We start from the raw sequence: 17,990 nt of genomic DNA, 5'->3' as shown, positions 1-17,990 counted from the left end.
GCCTTCGAGTGGTCTCATCGCCCACACCTGACTCACAGTGCGCCACCGGCGTCGATGACCTGTGTGGTGCCGGTGATGTATGTGCCGGTGTCGGATACGAGGTGCAGCACGGTATCGGTGATGTCGCCGGGCTCCAGCGCCGCGACCGGCAGCCGGTTGAGGGTGCGCGCGGCCTCTTCGAAATCGGCACGTGTCGGGTCGTCCAGGTCGGGCCGGAACAACCGGTAGGTCGCGTCGTTGAGGATCATGTCGGTCGCCACCGTGGTGGGGTGGACGGTGTTCACCCGGATACTGTGCGGCGCAAGTTCTTTGGCCATCACCTTCATCATCGCGATCAACCCGGCCTTGGCCGCCGAGTAGTGGGCGGTGTTCTCGTTGGGGTAGATCGCGGCCAGCGAACTGGTGATGACGACCGAGCCGCCGCGCCCGCCGGAGATGATGTGCGGGACCGACGCCTTGAGTGACTTCCACACTCCGGTGAGGTTGATGTCGATCATGTCCTGCCAGGTGTCCTCGCTCATCTCGAATGTCGGCGCGGGACTGGAGATTCCGGCATTGGCCAGTGCGATGTCGAGCCGCCCGAATTCGGCGACACCGGCGTTCACCGCGTCGGCCAGGGCGGCGGAGTCGCGGACATCGGCGTCACGGGCGACGATCCGCCGGCCGGTCGCCTCGACGAGCCGGACCGTTTCGGCGAGGTCCCCGGCGGTGGCCAGTGGATAGGGCACGGTGTCGATCATCGCGGTGGTGTCCACCGCGATGATGTCGGCGCCCTCCTCGGCGAGGCGTACCGCATGACTGCGTCCTTGGCCGCGTGCCGCGCCGGTGATGAAGGCGACCTTGCCGTCCAGTCTGCTCATGGCAATCTCCGTGTTCACTTCGACTTCTCTGTCGCCCCAGGTTATGGCGCGCTGTGCCAAAAGTCGAGGGTCGAACCCCGCATGCGACGATGAGGGTGTGCGCGATCCAGCCGAGCGTGACCGCGGTGGCCGTCCCGCGCTGACCAATGCCCACGAACTCGCCGAGGTCGCTCAGGACCTGTTCCTGGAGCGCGGGTTCGAGCAGACCTCGATCGACGACATCGCGGCTGCGGCGGGCGTCAGCCGGCGGACGTTCTTCCGGTACTTCTCCACCAAGGCCGATGTGCTGTGGGTCGAGACCCCGGCCGAGCTGGCACGTCTGCGGGAGCTGCTCACCGCGGCGCCGGGGGCCGAGTCCTACGACGAGGTGCTGATCCGCGCGACGCCGGAAGCACTGCGCCATCCACCCGAACAACGAAAGTGGGCGCTGCAGCGGGCGAAGCTGATCCTGACCGTGCCGCTGGTGCAGGAGAAGGCCGCCGTCCGCCATCACGAATGGCGGCGCATCGCAACGGAGTTCGTCGCCGCCCGGCGGGGCACCGGTCCGGATGATCTGGTCGCCATCGCGACCGGTCATGTCGTCCTCGCCGCGACGCTGGCCGCACACGAGTACTGGCTCGCGCATCCGGACGAGGAATTGCCGGCCGTCATGGCCCATCTGCTGCGGCTGATGATTCCCCGCGCGCAGTGACCGCGCCATGCCGGCCGCCCCACTCCGATATCGCGACATGAACTCGGCTGCGCAGGGAAAACCCGGGGATCGGCACGTATCGCTGCCACCATGGGCCGGTGACCGAACTGTTGATCGTGAGTGTGACCGCGCTGCTGGTGATCGCCGCGTCGGCGGTGGTCGGGCCGCGGCTGGGGATCGCATCTCCGCTCGTGCTGGTCGGGATCGGCGTCGCCGCGAGTTTGCTGCCGATGTTCGCGTCGGTGCACATCGAACCCGAGTGGATTCTCGAGGGCGTGCTGCCGCCACTGCTGTACTCCTCGGCGGTGTCGATGCCGGCGATGAACTTCCGCCGCGAATTCGGTGCGATCGGCGGACTTTCGGTGCTGCTGGTGATCGGGACCGCGCTCGCGCTCGGGGTGTTCTTCATGATCGTCATTCCGGATGTCGGCTTCGCGTGGGGTGTCGCGCTGGGAGCGATCATCAGCCCGACCGACGCCGTGGCGACCTCGATCATCAAACAGACCTCGGTATCCAAACGCGTGCTGGCGATGCTCGACGGTGAGAGCCTGCTCAACGATGCGACCGCATTGGTGTTGCTGCGCACCGCGATCGTGGCGACGGCCGCGTCGTTCTCGTTCTGGAGCTCGGTCGGCACCTTCGTGTACTCGGTGCTGGTCGCGGTGGCGATCGGCTGGTTCGCCGGGTGGCTGAACCTGCTGATCCGCGGGCGCGTGACCGATTCGACCGTCAACACCGTCATCTCGTTCACGGTCCCGTTCGTGGCCTCGGTGCCCGCCGAGTTGCTCGGCGCCTCCGGTCTGGTGGCAGCGGTGGTCGCGGGTCTCGTCACCGGAATTCGTGCGCCGCGCGATCTCTCACCGCGCAACCGGCTCTCCGATTCACAGAATTGGCGCACGGTCGAACTGGTCCTCGAGGGCGCGGTGTTCCTGACCATGGGACTACAGATCCGCACCATCGTGACAGATGTGCAGAACGACCACGGCGGTGTCGGGACGGCCGTGCTGATCGCGGCCGGGGCGCTGCTGTTGACGATCGTGGTGCGTGCGGCCTACGTCGCACCGCTGCTGCGTGTTCTCACCGGCCGCGTCCGCCGTGGCGAGAAGCTCCAGCCCCGGTTGGAGAGCATGCAGGAGAAGATGAGTACCAGCGAGGGGCAACAGGAGATGCTCGAGCGGGCAGCGGGCACCCGCCGCAAGGTGTCCCAGCGCGATCTCGACCGGCTTGGGCGCCGAGTCACCAAGGGGCTGGCCAATATCGAGTACTTCCTGCGCGAACCGCTCGGCGTGCGCGAGGGCGCCGCGGTGGTGTGGGCGGGTATGCGCGGTGCGGTGACGGTGGCCGCGGCGCAGACGCTGCCCGAGGACACTCCGCAACGCTCCGTGCTGGTGCTGATCGCGTTCGCGGTCGCTGTGATGTCACTGGTGGTCCAGGGGGGCACCATCGGGCCGCTGTTGCGAATGCTGCCCTCCGACGTCGACCCCGCGGAGGTCGAGGCACAAACCAGGGCGGAGCAGGATCGCATCATGGAATTGCTGCGCACCGCGGCGGATTCGGTCGCCGAGCCGTCGCATACCGACGGCGAACCCTCCCAGGAGACGTTCACCGAGGCCAAGAACCACCGGCTCGCCGTGATCGCGGCACAACGATCAGAACTGCTCGACGCCCGCGACAACGGCACCTTCGACGCCGACGTACTGGCAAACGCCCTGGCCAATCTCGACGCCTCGGAAATCGCCATCGAATTGCGCGGCACGTTGACCAGCTGAGAGGCCAACTCGCGCACCGGCAGTCGCAAGACGCCGGGGAACATCGGTCTTCGTGGGGATCTCGCGTTCCCCGGTGCCGCGGGTCACTGCCGGCCAGGTACGGGTGAGTCCGCACGCCATCGCGCGGCCCGGCCGAGGCTCTCCTCGATGCCGAGGTCGACTCGGGCGCCGCCGAAGATCTCACCGATCATCGCCGGTGTCGGCTGGTATATGTCGGTACCCGTGCGGCGGGCCGCTTCCGTGGAGAACACATCCGGCATCGCCCCCGCCTCGAGATAGTCGACTTCCGGTGGAAGTTCCGTGCCGATGGTGGCGCGGAATCCGGCGCTCGACAGCAGGCCGACGGTGTGCCCGGCCGCGACCGCCGCCCGCATGAGCGGAACGAGCGGCAGGATGTGGCCGAAAGCGGGGGTGGCACTGAACAGAAGTCTCACAAGTCCTCCGGGGTGCGGGTAATTCGATTGTGGTGCTGTCGATTTCGATATCAAGATCTCAGTAGGGCGCCGCATCGGCGCGCGGCGGGGTGGTCGCGCGCACGTCCCGCTCGGGCCGGTGCTCGAGGTCGATGCGTCTGTTTCCCGGTCAGCGGAACACGCACCCGCGATCGTCGGATCGGCACAGTTCAATCGGAGGTGGGTCGCAGCCGATACGGGTGGTTCCCGGACGACGAACGGAGTGTGCGGTGGGTCTGAGTTCGGATCGGATCGTGGTGGTCACCGGTGCCAGCCGCGGTGCGGGGAAGGGAATCGCCTTGGCGCTGGGCGAGACCGGGGCGAAGGTGTATGTCACGGGGCGAACGAAATCCGAGGGTGACGCGGCGCTGCCCGGCACGGTGTTCGCGACGGCCGAGGAGATCACCCGGCGCGGGGGCATCGGCGTGCCCGTGGTGGTCGACCATGGAGACGACGCGCAGGTGCGGGCGTTGTTCGAGCGGGTGCGCGCGCAGGACGGCCGGCTCGACATCCTGGTCAACAATGCGCTGGCGGTACCGGACGCGCTGACGATGAAGGGGCCGTTCTGGGACAAGCCGTTGGCACTGCTCGAGCTGTTCGACGTCGGCATGCGGTCGAGTTACGTCTCCAGCTACTACGCCGCGCCGCTGCTGGTCGCCAACGGTGCGGGACTCGTGGTGAACACCTCGTCGTTCGGCGGTGCCTGCTATATGCACGGGCCCGCCTACGGTGCGGGGAAGGCCGCGGTCGACAAGATGGCTCATGACATGGCCGTCGATTTCCGGCCGTTCGACATCGCGGTCGTCTCGATCTGGATGGGCCTGCTCACCACCGAACGCACCCGTGCCGCTTTCGCGGCGAACCCCGGCGCGTACGAGGGGCTGGCCGCCACGGCCGAATCCCCGGAGTTCACCGGCCGGGTGATCGACGCGCTGGCCCGCGACCCGGAGTTGATGCGGCGCAGCGGCCGGGTGCTGATCGGCGCCGAGCTGGGGGCCGAGCTCGGGGTCCGCGACACCGACGGCCGGCAACCGCCCTCACATCGCCCGTTCCTCGGCGACCCGCCGGCATTCGCCGCCGCCGTCGTCGACTGACCTCCCCGCCCGGGGCCGCGGCCGGCGATCTCGAGCGGCGGGATCGGAGACCGCCCCGTCCGTCGCCGAGATCGCCCGCGGGTCAGACCAGATTGCGTTCGTGCACGGTGCGATCGAAGGTGGACAGGGGTGCGCCGGTGCGCAGTGTCGTGGCCAGCGCGGGGTCGGCGAGATGGAGTCGTCCGATGGCGATCAGGTCGAACTCGGCCGCGCCGATCCGGTATTGCACGTCCGCGATGTTGTCCACGACAGGGGCCGCGGTGCCGTCGATTCGGCTGTCCTGCAGTGACTTTCCGAGGCCGACGCTACCCACCGCCATGGTGACGGCGCCGGTGAGCCGCTTGGCCCAGCCGGCCAGCGACAGATCGCTGCCCTCGAACGCGGGGGCGTCGAACCGGCGGATGCTGGCGTCGAGAACATCGACCCCGGCCGCGACCAGGGCGCCGAGAACGGCTTGCAGTTCGTCCGGGGTCTCGGCGATGCGTGCGGTGTAGTCCTGCTGCTTGTGCTGGGAGAACCGGTAGAAGATCGGGAGGTCCTCGCCGATCGCGGCGCGGATCGCCGTGACCACCTCGACCGGAAACCGGGTGCGCCGCAACAGATCACCGCCCCAGGCGTCATCGCGGGTGTTGGTGCCCTGCCACAGGAAGGAGTCGAGCAGGTAACCGTGTCCACCGTGGATCGCGATACCGTCGAATCCGATGTCGGCGGCCGCCTGTGCGGCGCGGGCGTAGGCGGCGATCACCTCGGCGATGTCGTCGTCGGTCATCGGCTCGGTGGGTTGCAGCGAACGTCGCACGTAATCATCGGAATACGACGTCTTGCCGGCCGGGCCCCATTCGCCCGACGGGCGCATCGGCCGGATCGCCGGATCGACCGATCCCATCGCGCCCCACAGCGGCCCGACGTGCCAGAGTTGCGGGACGATCTTGCCGCCGGCCGCGTGGACGGCGTCGACGACCGCCCGCCAACCGGCCAGCGCGGCGGCGCCGTACATGTGCGGCACCCGGGGGTTGTCCACGGCCGAAGGATGGTCGATGGCAACGCCTTCGGTGACGATCAGGCCGGTGCCCCCGGCCGCGCGCCGGGCGTAGTAGCCGGCGACGTCGGCGCCCGGTATTCCGCCGGGGGAGTGGGATCGGGTCATCGGCGACATCACGATCCGGTTCGGCAGCTCGAGCGAGCGGATCCGTAGTGGCCGGAACAGAGCGGAGCGGTCGCTGGTCATCGATTGCGCGGTGTTCGTCACTCGGGCACCGAATCCGTTGCCAGCGCGGCCTTTTCCAAGGCGGCGACATCGTGGGCGGCGAAGGTCTCGTGCCGGGCGCGCCCAGTGAAGTACGGGGTCAGCCGATCGTCGAGTTCTTCGACCGAGAAGGCCGAACCCGCTGCGTCGAAGCGGTTTTCCACCTTCGGGGCTTCCATCAGCGCGACCATCTTGCCGTAGACGATGAACACCTGTCCGGTGATCTCGTCGGATGCGGGGGAGGCGAGGTAGCGGACCAGGGTGGCCACCCGCTCCGGGGCCAGCGGGTCGAGTTCCTCGGTGCCGGTGTTCGCTCCGAAGGTACCGGCGGTCATCGCGGTCCGTGCCCGGGGGCAGATGGCGTTCGCCCGCACACCGTATGCCGCCAGGCCGTGGGCCGTGGACAGGGTGAGCGCGGTGATGCCGGCCTTGGCCGCCGAATAGTTGGGCTGACCGGCCGAGCCGAAGAGGAAGGCCTCCGAGGAGGTGTTGACGACGCGGCCGTACACCGGGGCGCCGGCCGCTTTGCTCTCCCGGCGCCAGTGCACGGCGGCGGCGCGCGAGGTGGCCGCGTGCCCCTTGAGGTGCACCCTGATCACGTCGTCCCAGTCGGATTCGGACAGGTTGAAGATCATCTTGTCCCGGATGATTCCGGCGTTGTTGACCAGGATGTCGAACGACCCGAAATGGCCGACGGACTCCTCGACCAGACGGTCGCCGAGCGACCAGTCCGATACGTCGCCGGTCACGGCCACCGCCTGTCCGCCCGCGGCGATGATCTCCTCGGCGACCGCGTGCGCGTTCTCACCCATGTCGTTGACGACCACCGCGGCCCCGGCGTCGGCCAGGGCGAGAGCTTCCGCGCGGCCGAGCCCGGCGCCCGCACCGGTGACGACGGCAGCGCGTCCCGACAGCTGCAGTGCTTCTTTCATGAAGTGGCTCCCTACTGACCGATCTCAGAATTAGTATTTATTCTAGTTTGCGTGACAGGTGGACCGTGTTCTGCGTTTCTGTCACCGGGATATGAGTCGCTGTTACAATCAGAATTCGTTTCAGTTTTGTTGCCTGCTCAACGCAGAGGCCAGGTTGGTTGGAGGCTCGATGACGGTCGTCGATTCCGATTCCGTAGTCCCGTCGGAGATCACGAAGGGTGACCTGCCGCCGTCGATGGTGGAACGCATGACGCTCATCCTCGACGCGTTCGACGGCCCCATGGAGTACTTGAGCCTCGAAGAGGTCGCGTCGCGCACCGCGCTGCCGCGCTCGACCGTGCATCGGATTCTCGACAAGCTCGTGCGACTGCACTGGATCGACCGTGTGTCGTCCGGGTACCGCCTGGGCCGGCGAGCGCTCGGACTCGGTGGCGGCGACGGTGGTCACGCCCAATTGCGCGCTGCCGCTGCCCCATTGCTGCACGAACTGCATCTGCGCACCGGGATGGTGGTGCACCTGTCGGTGCTCGACGGTGGGGAGACCGTCTATCTGGACAAGGTCGGTGGCCGGTTCGCCGCGTCGGTTCCGTCCCGGGTCGGCGGGCGCAAACCCGCCTATGCCACCGCGGGCGGTAAAGCGGTGCTGGCATGGATGGCCGCGGAACAGGTCGACACGCTCTACCGCAATCGCCTGAGCCGCTGCACCGAAGTGACCATCTCCGACGTGGTGAGCCTGCATCAGGAGCTCAATCGCATCCGGCGGCGCAGTGGTGTGGCATTCGAGCGCGACGAGGCGGTCCGCGGTGTCTCGTGCGTCGGTGTGGCGGTACGCGGTCTCGACGGCCCGGTCGCGGGTATCTCGCTGTGCGGTGACTCGCACACCGCACAGCTGGAGCGGGTGGCACCGCTGCTCGCCCGTGCGGGACGCGACATTTCGAGCACCCTGAACCCCGAGTCCGGCACTCCGCGGCGTGGGCGCACAAGCGTGCCGCCGCCGGAGGACTCGTGGTCGACCGCGGCCCTGGACCGGTTGCTGGCGATTCAGTCCGGGCAGTGGCTCTAGGTGTGCAGCAGGCCGGGAGGGGTTTCGATCCCGAACTTGCCGCGGAAGAAGATCAACGGGCGTTCCTCGGTCAACGACTCCAGATCGAGGACCCGCCCGATGACCACGTCGTGATCGCCGGCCGCGTGCACATCGTGGATCTCGGCGTGTACTCGCATCAGCACACCGGGCAGCAGCGGTGTCGACCATTTCGACATCTCCCACTCGAGTCCTTCGTATTTGCGGCCCGTGCGCGACCCGAACCGCAGGCAGAGATCGGCCTGGTTCTCGCGCAGGACATTGATGCTGAACCGCCCGGTGCCGCGAATGCGGGGCCATGACTTTCCCTCGTGGTCCACGCAGAACAGGATCAGCGGTGGGTCGAGGGAGACCGAGGCGAACGACTGGCACGCGAACCCGACCGGACCCTCGGCATCCATCCCGGTCACCACGGTCACACCGCTGGCGAACTGACCCAGTGCGCGCCGCATCTCGGTCTGCGACATGGTTTCGATCGACATCCGACCCAACCTCCGATTCCGTTGCGTGATCGAGGATTTCGACCGTTTCGACAGCCGAGCCTATGGTCGCGCGCCGATACCACGATCGGTGATCTCGCTGAGTGGAAGATGCCGTCGCCGCACGCAGCCGGATTTTCGGGGGCCCGGCGGATCTCGCTCAACGGGACGGCGGCTGTGGGTGCGGTGGCGCGCTGGCAACGTGCGGGTCATGACGACAGACGTGAGCTACGAAGGCAGCCGGAAGGAGCTGGAAACGAATTCTGGCCTGCTGCGCTACCACGAGGCCGGCGACGGGCCACCGTTGCTGCTGCTGCACGGGTCCGGCCCGGGGGTGACCGGCTGGCGCAACTATCGTGGGGTGCTCGCCGAACTCGCCGCGCACTTCCGCTGCCTGGTGCTCGAATTCCCCGGCTTCGGAGTGAGCGATCCGGGCGCGGGGCATCCGATGGCGATGGCGCAGTCCTCGGTCGGGGAGTTCCTGGACGGGCTCGGTCTGGACACCGTCGACATCATCGGCAACTCGATGGGCGGTGTCGTCGCGACCAAGGTCGCGATCGACGAGCCGGACCGGGTCGGAGCACTCGTCACCATCGGCGGAATGGGGAAGGCCACCTTCTCGTCGAACCCCAGCGAGGGCATCAAGCTGCTGATGGAGTTCACCGACAACCCCACTCGTGAGGGTCTGATCCGCTGGCTCCGGTCGATGGTCCACAACCCGGCCCTGGTGACACCCGAATTGATCGAGGAGCGCTGGGAACTCGCGACCGAGCCCACCACACTCGAGATCGCTCGCCGGATGTACAGCACCGCGGCCTTCACCGGCATGATGGCCGCGGCCGCGGCCGGCGACACCGTCCCGTATTGGGCGCAACTGCACAAGATCACCGCGCCGACGCTGCTGACGTGGGGACGCGACGACCGGGTGAGCCCGGTCGACATGGCGGTGCTGCCGATGCGCGACATCCCCGGCGCCGAGCTCCACGTATTTCCCCGGTGCGGGCACTGGACGATGATCGAGGCCCGCGAGGCCTGGCTGTCGGCCGTGCTGGCGTTCCTCACCCGCGGCGACAGGAACCGGTGATGAGCGAGAACACGGATCGGACTGTCGATTTCCTCGTCATCGGCAGTGGCGGTGGCGGGATGGCGGCCGCGATCACCGCGGCGCACCTGGGACTCGACACGCTGATCATCGACAAGGGCGCGACCTACGGTGGTTCCACGGCGATCTCCGGTGGCGGTATCTGGATTCCGAACGCGCCCACATTGCGCGCCGAGGGGGTCGTGGACAGCAGGGAGTCGATTCGCCGCTATCTCGATCTCATCACCGAGGGCAAGGTGCCCGCCGACCGTCTCGACGCCTATGTCGACAACGGCCCGAAGCTGATGGACCTGCTCGACCGGAGCCCGCACATGAAGTTGTACTGGGTCAAGGGGTACTCGGACTACCACCCGGAGCTCGAGGGCGGGCGGCCCATGGGACGGACCATCGAGTGCACACCGTTCGATACCCGGGCCTTGCGAGAGGACGAGAAGTACCAGCGGCCCAACAGCATGAAAGGCCCACTGGGCCTGTGGGTGACCTCCGCGGACTATCACGATCTGGCGATGGTGAAGCGTACCTGGCGCGGGCGCAGGGCCTCCCTGGTCGCGGCCTGGCGGGTGTCGTCCAATGTCGTTCGCCGGCGCCACATGGCCACCGGCGGTCGTGCCCTGGTCGCCCGGATGCGGATGGTTCTCAAGGATGCCGGTGTGCCGCTGTGGCTGCGGACCTCGATGACCGAGCTGATGGTCGACGATCACGGGACCGTGTCCGGGGCCGTGGTCGAGCGTGCGGGCACGACGATGCGGATCTTCGCGCGCAAGGGTGTCCTGCTGGCCACCGGCGGCTTCGACCACAACGCGGAGATGCGCGCACAGTATCTGCCACGGCACGGCGCGCCGGACATCAGCGCGGGCGCCCGGGAGAACGTGGGCGACGGCATCGTCGCCGGCCGCAAGCTCGGCGCCGCGGTCGATCTGATGGACGACGCGTGGTGGATGCCTTCGGTGCTGCATCCCATGGGTGCGGTGATACCGCTGGTCTCCGAACGGTCCATCCCCGCATCGGTGATCGTCGACAGCGAGGGACGGCGCTTCACCAACGAGTCCGCGCCCTACGTCAACTTCGTGCACGATCAGCTAGCCGGTGGCCATGTGCCCGCCTGGTTCATCATGGACACCAAAGCCAAGAACCGCTATCCGTTCGCCCAGGTTCTGCCCAATGTGCCCTTCCCGCAGGGGTTCTACGACTCGGGCGTGGTGCACAAGGCGAACACCCTGCGGGAGCTGGCGCACGAGATCGGTGTTCCGGCGGACGCGCTGACCGCCACGATCGAGCGGTTCAACGGATTCGCCCGCACCGGCAAGGACGAGGATTTCGGCCGCGGTGACAGCGCCTACGACCGGTACTACGGCGATCCCACCATGCGTAACCCCACCCTCGACGAGATCGTGCGCGGTCCGTTCTACGCGATTCGCTGTGAAGCCGGGGATCTCGGCACGAAGGGCGGACTGGTCTGTGACGCGGACAGCCGGGTGCTGCGTGAGGACGGATCGGTGATCGAGGGACTGTACGCGACCGGAAACACATCGGCCTCGGTGATGGGCAACGAATACGCCGGGGCGGGAGCCACGATCGGGCCGTCGATGGTGTTCGGCTACATCGCCGCCAAACATGTTGCCGGTGAACATATCCCGGTCACCGAGGGCGGCCGCGCGGCGGCCACCGAGAACAACCCTGCCTAGGCACGCGCCGGGCACCCATCGAGAAAGCCGAGAACGACATGGGCCAGGTTCTGGACACTATCGAGCAGTTCGCCGAGGAGATCCGCGCTCTGGGCGCGGAAGGCGACAAACTGATGCGGTTGCCGGACACAACCGCGAAACGACTGCGGGACTGCGGTGTCATCCGCATGCTGCAACCGAAGGAATACGGTGGGCTCGAGGCACATCCGCGCGAGTTCGCCGAGACCGCGATGGGCATCGGCGCCATCGACGGCGCCGCCGGCTGGGTGAGCGGCATCGTCGGCGTCCACCCGTGGGAGTTGGCGTTCTTCGATCGCAAGGCGCAGGACGAGATCTGGGGCGCCGACCCCGATATGTGGATGGCCTCGCCGTACGCCCCGATGGGTGTGGCCAAGCCGGTCGACGGCGGCTACCTGCTGAACGGGCGGTGGTCGTTCTCGTCGGGCACCGACCACTGCGGCTGGGTGATGATCGGTGCGTCGGTCGGCGATCAGGACGGCAAGCCGATCATGCCGCCGCAGCATCTGCATGTGCTGCTCCCGCGGTCGGATTACGAGATCGACCAGGACAGCTGGAATGTCGTCGGGCTGCGCGGAACGGGCAGTAAGGATCTCGTCGTCAAGGATGCGTTCATCCCGGCCTACCGCACGCTGTCGGCGACATCGGTCTACGACGGGACGGCGCCCAAACAGTTCGGCCGGACCCAGACCCTCTACAACTTTCCCTTCTCGTGCATCTTCCCGCTGGGCATCACCTCCTCGCTGATCGGCATCGCGGAAGGCGCGCTGGCGTGCCATCTCAACGCCCAGCGGGAACGGATCACGGTGGCGGGCACCAAGATCAAGGAGGATCCGCACGTCCTGTTCGCCATCGGTGATGCCGCGGCCGAGATCGCCGCGTCCCGGGCAGCGTTGCTCGAGACCGTCGACCGGTTCTGGGACATGACCGAGAAGGGCCAGGAGGTGTCGTTCGAACTGCGGGCCATCGGCCGCCGCACCCAGACCGCCGCCGCCTGGCGGGCGGTGCGCGCGGTCGACGAGATCTTCGCGCGGTCCGGCGGTGGCGCACTGCAGTTGTCGACGCCGATGCAGCGTTTCTGGCGTGATGCGCACGCGGGCCTGGCCCATGCCATCCACGTGCCCGGGTCGATCTTCTACGCCTCGGCCCTCACCCAGCTGGGCGGCGAGCCGCAGGGCCCGCACCGCTCGATGATCTAGCTTCACGGAAAGGGTTCACCATGACCGAAATACGAGCACTCGGATATCTGCGCGTCCAGACACGCGATATCGCCCGTTGGCGCGAACTGACCGTCGACGGGCTGGGTTTGGCCGTGGGGTCGGGTCCCGACCCGGACGGCCTGTACCTGCGGGTCGACGAGCGCCGCGCCCGGCTGGCGGTGCTGCCCGGTGACACCGATCGGGCGCTGGCGGTGGGCTGGGAGGTGCGCGACCAGTTCGCCCTGCGGCGGGTGCGTGAAACCGTCGAGAAGGCCGGCATCACGGTGGCGACGTTGTCGGAGCAGGAGTGCCGCTACCGCGATGCCGAGCAGGTGATCGCGTTCGACGATCCGTCCGGGGTGCGAACCGAGATATTCTTCGGCCCGGTGCTCGACCACAGTGCGGTCGTCACCCCGCACGGTGGCCGATTCGTCACCGGCCCCAACGGTTTGGGCCATGTGGTATTGCCGACGGCGGCATTCGACGAGACCTACGCCTTCTACACCGAGGTGCTGGGATTCCTGCCGCGCGGTGCCATCCGGGTCGGCGGACCGGATGCTCCCGGCCCCGCCCGGCGGGTGCGGTTCCTGGGCGTCAATCAGCGCCATCACAGTCTGGCGCTGTGCCCCGCGCCGGCCTCCCAGGATCCCGGCATGGTGCATCTGATGCTCGAGGTGGACACCCTCGACGCCGTCGGTCAGGCACTCGACCGGGTGAACACGCTGGGATTCAGCCTGTCCTCGACGCTGGGCCGGCACACCAACGACAAGATGGTGTCGTTCTATGTGCGTGCGCCCGGCGGATGGGATATCGAATTCGGCACCGAGGGCATGCTCGTGGACGAGGCGCACTACACCGCCGAGGAGATCACCGCGGACAGCTATTGGGGTCACGACTGGTCGGGTTCGGAACCGCTCGCGGTATTCGCTCCGCCCGTGAACTGATCGGCGCCACCACCGAAAGCGGCCGGGGAGCAAGGCAATTGCCTCACTCCCCGGCCGTTGTTTCGTTCTCTCGGGCCGATCAGCCGCGACCGATCAGTTTCCGCATGCCCGCGGCCGCGCCCTCGACGAGCTTGTCCCGGGGGAATCCGTTACGTTTCTGCGCGGCTTCGTAATTGCCGCCGGCGACCCACAGCGGGCCGTCGGCAAGATGTTCGAGGCCCTCGCGGGCGACATCACCGGGTTCGGCGACATTCAGTCCGGGGATGTCGTAGTTCAATCCGAGCCGGTCCATGGCCGGTGTGCGGGTGACACCGAGGACCAACTCGACGACGTGCACGCCGAACGGCGCGAGTTCCAGCCACAACCCCTCGGCGAATATCCGTCCGAAGGCCTTCGATGCCGAATAGATGCTCTGCGTCATCGTGCCCATGTAGCCGGACAGTGAACCGAGCAGCATGATGCCGCCGTGCCCGCGTTCCTTCATCACGGCGCCGAAATGGTGCGAGAGCGTCAATTGCGAGGTGACGTTCAGGTCGATGACCTTCTGGAAGCCGGCCAGATCCCCGGTGACGAACTCGTGGCTGTAGGTGTTCGCACCGGCGTTGAAGATCAGCAGCCCGACCTCGATGTCGTCGGTCACCCGGCGAATGCGCTCGAGCGCGTCGGTGGCCAGCAGATCCATGGCCAGGGTCCGGACCTCGACACCGTTCGCCCGCGCCGCGGTGGCCGTTTCGTCGAGGGGTTCCGGCTTGCGCGCGATGAGCACGAGATTGACACCGGCGGCGCTCAGCAGTTCGGCGAAGGCGGCGCCGACACCTTCCGAACCGCCGGCGATCACCGCCCACGGTCCGTAATAGTTCCTGTCGATCACAGATGTTCCTTTTCAGCGAAACGAATGGCCGCGCGCCTCAGTGTGATTCGGCGAGCGGGCGAACCGGTGCAGGATCGGCTATCTCCAGGCGGCCGTCGCGCGCGGCTGTCTCGATTGTCTCGGTGAGCTTTCCGCACCGCGGCAGCGGCAATCCGGGCCGGTCGGGATTGCCGCTGCGTGCATTCGACAATTCCCGGCAGGCGGCGCGCGCCTCGGCATTCCATTGCACCGAGGTGTGTTCCCAGCTGTTCTTCCGCACCAGGACCTCGGCCCGGCATTCAGCGCACTGCAGCGGCTGCATCGGCGCCCGCGGCCTTTCGTGCGAGATTCTCGGCCATTTCCCTCTTCCACGATTCCACTGGCCGGGTGGTGTCGAGCTCGAATTCGAAGCGCTCGGTCATCTCGGGGGTGATATCGGCGACGTCGACGTAGAACTGTTCGTACCAACGGCGCAGCTGGTAGACCGGACCGTCTTCCTCGCACAGCAGCGGATTGTCGATGCGGGTCTTGTTCTTCCAGATCTCGACATCCTGCTCGAAGCCCTTGCGGATGAAGTCGCCGAATTTACGAGCCAGCTCGTCGGCGGCCGCCCCCGCGATCGTCTCGGACTTCTTGACGATGATGCCGTACTGGAGCACGAACTTGTTCGCGCTGACCGGATAGTGACAGTTGATCAGGGCCGATTCCACGTTGTAGCCCTCGTACTCGTAGACGAGATCGTCGATCATGAACGACGGGCCGTAATACGCGGCGGTCGAATCGTTGCCGAGCATCTTGGGCTGCCCGGCCGAGTTCGGGCGCAGATCCGTCCGCGCCTCACCGCGCATGTACTGCGTGGCGACATGACCTTCGAAGACATTCTTGAAGAAGGTCGGGAACGAGAAGTGGACATAGAAGAAGTGCGCCATGTCGACGACATTGTCGATCACTTCGCGGCAGTTGGTGTCGACGGTGGTCTCGTACCAGACCCAATCGGTCCACTCGTCGCTGAGCGCGCCTTCGATCCGCGGGATGGTGACCTCGGCGGGCGGCGGATTACCTTCGGGATCGTTCCAGACGAACAGCATTCCGTCCTGATCGAGCACCTGCCATCCCCGCGTCCGGGCCAGCGGCGGCACCCGCCGGGCGTAGGGAATGTTCTTGCAACGGCCATTGGCACCCCACCGCCAGTCGTGGAAGGGGCACGCGATCTCATCGCCTTTGACGGTGCCCTGGCTCAGGTCGCCACCCATATGGCGGCAGTACGCGTCCAGCACCGCGATCTTTCCGGTGCTGTCGGCGAACACCACGAGCTTGGTGCCGAAAGCGTGGATGGAATGGGGTGTGCCATCGCGGAAGGATTCGGAGAGTCCGAGGCAGTGCCAGCCGCGGGCAAATCGGGTGGGGGCGGCCCCGGAATCGATGTGGCGGATCTCATCAGCATCGGACCTCACGGTACGTCCGTCCTTTCTTGGAGAACTACTGTCCGGACGCTAGGTGAGCGCGCCCGTACACATGTCCGGGATCCCACTGGACGAGACGCCGCCGGGCGGGCCGGGCGGGGCGACGGCATACGATCCCCCAACCACCGAGTTCCCAGGAGCCCCTTGATGTCCGACGATGTCCTGCGATCAGTTCACGATCTGCTGCCCGTGTTCGCCGAGCGGGCGCAACAGGTCGACGAGTCGGGACACGTTTGCGACGCCACCATCGAGGAGCTCGGCAGCGCGGGTGTGCTCTCGCTGCTCCAGCCCGGACGATACGGCGGCCGGGAAGGCGATCCGCTCGAGTTCTACCGGGCCGTGCGTGCGATCGCGGGTGTGTGCGGCTCCACCGGCTGGCTGGCGGCGGTGCTCGGCGTTCATCCCTGGCATCTGGCACTGTTCGATCAGCGCGCCCAGGACGAGGTGTGGGGCGCGGACCCAGCGGTGCTGGTGTCCTCGGCCTATGCGCCGATGGGGCGCCTGAGGCCGGTGGCCGGCGGATATGAGCTCACCGGCAGCTGGAAATTCTCGTCGGGATGCGACCACGCGTCCTGGGCACTGCTGGGTGCGGTGTTGTTCGGCGCCGAGGGGCGGCCGGTCGACTTCTTCACCGTGCTGGTCCCGCGCCAGGACTACAGCATCCACGACGTCTGGGATGTGGTGGGTATGCGCGGCACGGCCAGTAACGAGATCTCGGTGCCGGGCGCCTTCGTTCCGGAGCATCGGGTCGTGCGCAACTACGAGACCGCCCAGCTGCGCGGACCCGGGCAGAAGGTCAATGCCGGTCCGCTCTACCGGTTACCGTTCGCCACGATCTTCACCTACGCGGTCGCGACCCCGATCGTGGGCATCGTCGAAGGGTGTTACGAGTCCTACCTGAGTGAGATGCACGAACGAGTGCGGCTCAGTCTCGGCGGTGGCCGGTTCGCCGAGGATTCGTTCGCACAGGTGGCCGTTGCGCGGGCCGCCTCGGAGGTCGACGCGGCCACCCTTCAGCTGGAACGCAATCTGCGGGAACTGTGGGATCTGGCCCGGGCCGGAGCCGACCTGCCGATGTCGATGCGGCTGCGATCACGTCGCGATCAGGTCCGCGCGACCGAACGCAGCCTGACGGCGATCGATCTGCTGTTCAAAACGGCGGGCGGCAATTCCCTGCACCGGGGGAATCCGGTCGCGCGGGCGTGGCGGGACGCACACGCGGGCAGTGCGCATGTCGCCAACGAACCCGAACGCGCCCTCGCCCTGTTCGGCCGGGGCGCGTTCGGGCTGCCGGTGGAGGACAACCTCATCTAGTTCCACGGGTGTCGTCGGCACCCGTTCGGGTGGAGTATGTGCGTATTCCCCTTCGCGAGGGCAGACACGGAGCCGATCCCACCGCGCCGTGGTCGGGCAGAGTCCATACGGTGGGTGGGACGGTGAGCCGAACACCGAGTGTGTCGGTCGACGAGGAGGATGGACGGTGCCGAGAATCGGCGAGGCACGCGACGCCGCGGAGCCCAGTTCGGATGAGCAGCGGGCGCGGCAGCTGCGCATGCTGGCGGCCGCCGCCCAGCTGGGGACGGAGAAGGAACTGGCCCGGGTGCAGATGCACGAGGTCGCCAAACGCGCCGGTGTCGCGATCGGCACCCTGTATCGGTACTTCCCGTCGAAGACGCACCTGTTCGTGGCCGTCATGGTCGAGCAGGTCGATCGGATCGCGGCGCACCGTGCCACGTACTCGGGGGCGACCGGCGGTAAGGACGGGGTCTACGAAGTACTCGTGCGAGCGACCCGCGCACTGTTGCGGCGACCCGCCCTGGCCAGCGCGATGCTGCAGTCGAACAGCACCGCGAACGCGGCGGCCGTGCCGGACGTGGCCAAGGTGGACCGAAGGTTTCGCGCGATCGTGATGGAGGCGGCCGGCATCGAGCATCCGACCGAAGACGATCACACCGCGATCCGGTTGCTGATGCAACAGTGGTTCGGGGTGATCCTGTCGTGCCTCAACGGCCGGATCTCCGTCCCCGACGCCGAAGCCGATATCCGGACCGCATGCGATCTGCTGCTGGTGCGAATGTCCACCTCCGGCTGACGTCGGCTGCCACCGAGCGGGTCCGAATCACCC

The 17,990-nt window shown here is 67.3% G+C and carries 18 protein-coding genes; 10 read left to right on the top strand and 8 right to left on the bottom strand.

All coding sequences use genetic code 11. The annotated features are described in order from the left end of the window. Positions 1-32 precede the first annotated feature (32 nt). A complete protein-coding gene (locus AB0L57_RS03825; protein WP_364956596.1) occupies positions 33-860 on the bottom strand; it encodes a mycofactocin-coupled SDR family oxidoreductase in 828 nt (275 codons plus the stop codon). Between the two features lie 97 nt (positions 861-957). Between AB0L57_RS03825 and AB0L57_RS03820 the strand changes: the two genes are divergently transcribed. Further along, positions 958-1,551 (top strand): TetR family transcriptional regulator, encoded by a 594-nt coding sequence (locus AB0L57_RS03820; RefSeq protein ID WP_364956593.1) that lies wholly within the window; start codon positions 958-960, stop codon positions 1,549-1,551. Positions 1,552-1,649: 98 nt separating this feature from the next. Beyond that, entirely contained in the window at positions 1,650-3,320 is a 1,671-nt protein-coding gene (locus AB0L57_RS03815; protein WP_364956591.1) for a sodium:proton antiporter, read from the top strand. Positions 3,321-3,403: 83 nt separating this feature from the next. Here the strand turns inward: AB0L57_RS03815 and AB0L57_RS03810 are convergent, their stop codons facing one another. Beyond that, positions 3,404-3,754, bottom strand: coding sequence for a hypothetical protein (locus AB0L57_RS03810; RefSeq protein ID WP_364956589.1), 351 nt, complete (start codon positions 3,752-3,754; stop codon positions 3,404-3,406). A 248-nt stretch (positions 3,755-4,002) separates the two neighbouring features. Here AB0L57_RS03810 and AB0L57_RS03805 point away from each other — a divergent pair, with 248 nt between their 5' ends. Then, entirely contained in the window at positions 4,003-4,866 is an 864-nt protein-coding gene (locus AB0L57_RS03805) for an SDR family NAD(P)-dependent oxidoreductase (RefSeq protein WP_364956587.1), read from the top strand. An 82-nt stretch (positions 4,867-4,948) separates the two neighbouring features. Here the strand turns inward: AB0L57_RS03805 and AB0L57_RS03800 are convergent, their stop codons facing one another. Together AB0L57_RS03800 and AB0L57_RS03795 are read right to left on the bottom strand one after the other, a co-directional pair. After that, entirely contained in the window at positions 4,949-6,094 is a 1,146-nt protein-coding gene (locus AB0L57_RS03800; protein ID WP_364957277.1) for a 12-oxophytodienoate reductase, read from the bottom strand. 17 nt (positions 6,095-6,111) lie between these two features. Continuing rightward, on the bottom strand, positions 6,112-7,044 hold the full coding sequence (locus tag AB0L57_RS03795) for a 3-oxoacyl-ACP reductase (RefSeq protein ID WP_364956584.1): 933 nt from the start codon (positions 7,042-7,044) through the stop codon (positions 6,112-6,114). Between the two features lie 169 nt (positions 7,045-7,213). On the opposite strand from AB0L57_RS03795, the gene AB0L57_RS03790 reads away from it, so the two are divergent. Beyond that, the gene (locus AB0L57_RS03790; RefSeq protein WP_364956581.1) at positions 7,214-8,107 is read left to right on the top strand and encodes an IclR family transcriptional regulator; all 894 of its coding nucleotides are present in this window, start codon (positions 7,214-7,216) and stop codon (positions 8,105-8,107) included. Here the strand turns inward: AB0L57_RS03790 and AB0L57_RS03785 are convergent. After that, a complete protein-coding gene (locus tag AB0L57_RS03785) occupies positions 8,104-8,607 on the bottom strand; it encodes a flavin reductase family protein (RefSeq protein ID WP_364956578.1) in 504 nt (167 codons plus the stop codon). The two genes, AB0L57_RS03790 and AB0L57_RS03785, sit on opposite strands and share 4 nt — an antisense overlap. Before the next feature lie 208 nt (positions 8,608-8,815). On the opposite strand from AB0L57_RS03785, the gene AB0L57_RS03780 reads away from it, so the two are divergent. The 4 genes from AB0L57_RS03780 to AB0L57_RS03765 are packed head-to-tail and all read left to right on the top strand — an operon-like array spanning position 8,816 to position 13,552. Then, positions 8,816-9,688 carry an alpha/beta fold hydrolase gene (locus AB0L57_RS03780; protein ID WP_364956575.1) on the top strand — a complete coding sequence of 291 codons (873 nt, stop codon included), beginning with the start codon at positions 8,816-8,818 and terminating at the stop codon, positions 9,686-9,688. Continuing rightward, complete coding sequence (locus tag AB0L57_RS03775; protein WP_364956572.1) at positions 9,688-11,391, top strand: FAD-binding protein; 1,704 nt, start codon at positions 9,688-9,690, stop codon at positions 11,389-11,391. Before AB0L57_RS03780 ends, AB0L57_RS03775 begins: the two co-directional genes overlap by 1 nt. A gap of 38 nt (positions 11,392-11,429) precedes the next feature. Beyond that, complete coding sequence (locus tag AB0L57_RS03770) at positions 11,430-12,608, top strand: acyl-CoA dehydrogenase family protein (protein WP_364956569.1); 1,179 nt, start codon at positions 11,430-11,432, stop codon at positions 12,606-12,608. A 20-nt stretch (positions 12,609-12,628) separates the two neighbouring features. Beyond that, entirely contained in the window at positions 12,629-13,552 is a 924-nt protein-coding gene (locus AB0L57_RS03765) for a VOC family protein (RefSeq protein WP_364956566.1), read from the top strand. A 79-nt stretch (positions 13,553-13,631) separates the two neighbouring features. Here the strand turns inward: AB0L57_RS03765 and AB0L57_RS03760 are convergent, their stop codons facing one another. From AB0L57_RS03760 to AB0L57_RS03750, 3 genes are read right to left on the bottom strand one after another with little or no spacing between them, the layout of a single operon-like run. Further along, on the bottom strand, positions 13,632-14,423 hold the full coding sequence (locus tag AB0L57_RS03760) for an SDR family NAD(P)-dependent oxidoreductase (RefSeq protein ID WP_364956562.1): 792 nt from the start codon (positions 14,421-14,423) through the stop codon (positions 13,632-13,634). Positions 14,424-14,460: 37 nt separating this feature from the next. Beyond that, positions 14,461-14,724, bottom strand: coding sequence for a hypothetical protein (locus tag AB0L57_RS03755; protein WP_364956559.1), 264 nt, complete (start codon positions 14,722-14,724; stop codon positions 14,461-14,463). Further along, positions 14,702-15,856, bottom strand: a complete 1,155-nt coding sequence (locus AB0L57_RS03750) for a Rieske 2Fe-2S domain-containing protein (RefSeq protein ID WP_364956555.1) — start codon at positions 15,854-15,856, stop codon at positions 14,702-14,704. Before AB0L57_RS03750 ends, AB0L57_RS03755 begins: the two co-directional genes overlap by 23 nt. Before the next feature lie 156 nt (positions 15,857-16,012). On the opposite strand from AB0L57_RS03750, the gene hsaA reads away from it, so the two are divergent. Together hsaA and AB0L57_RS03740 are read left to right on the top strand one after the other, a co-directional pair. Beyond that, on the top strand, positions 16,013-17,179 hold the full coding sequence (gene hsaA, locus AB0L57_RS03745) for a 3-hydroxy-9,10-secoandrosta-1,3,5(10)-triene-9,17-dione monooxygenase oxygenase subunit (RefSeq protein ID WP_364956551.1): 1,167 nt from the start codon (positions 16,013-16,015) through the stop codon (positions 17,177-17,179). 166 nt (positions 17,180-17,345) lie between these two features. After that, positions 17,346-17,957 (top strand): TetR family transcriptional regulator, encoded by a 612-nt coding sequence (locus AB0L57_RS03740; protein ID WP_364956547.1) that lies wholly within the window; start codon positions 17,346-17,348, stop codon positions 17,955-17,957. The last annotated feature ends 33 nt before the right edge of the window (positions 17,958-17,990 follow it).

It is taken from the genome of Nocardia sp. NPDC052254 (assembly GCF_040679495.1).
Taxonomy (GTDB): domain Bacteria; phylum Actinomycetota; class Actinomycetes; order Mycobacteriales; family Mycobacteriaceae; genus Nocardia.
This window is presented reverse-complemented; position numbering and strand designations above follow the sequence as displayed.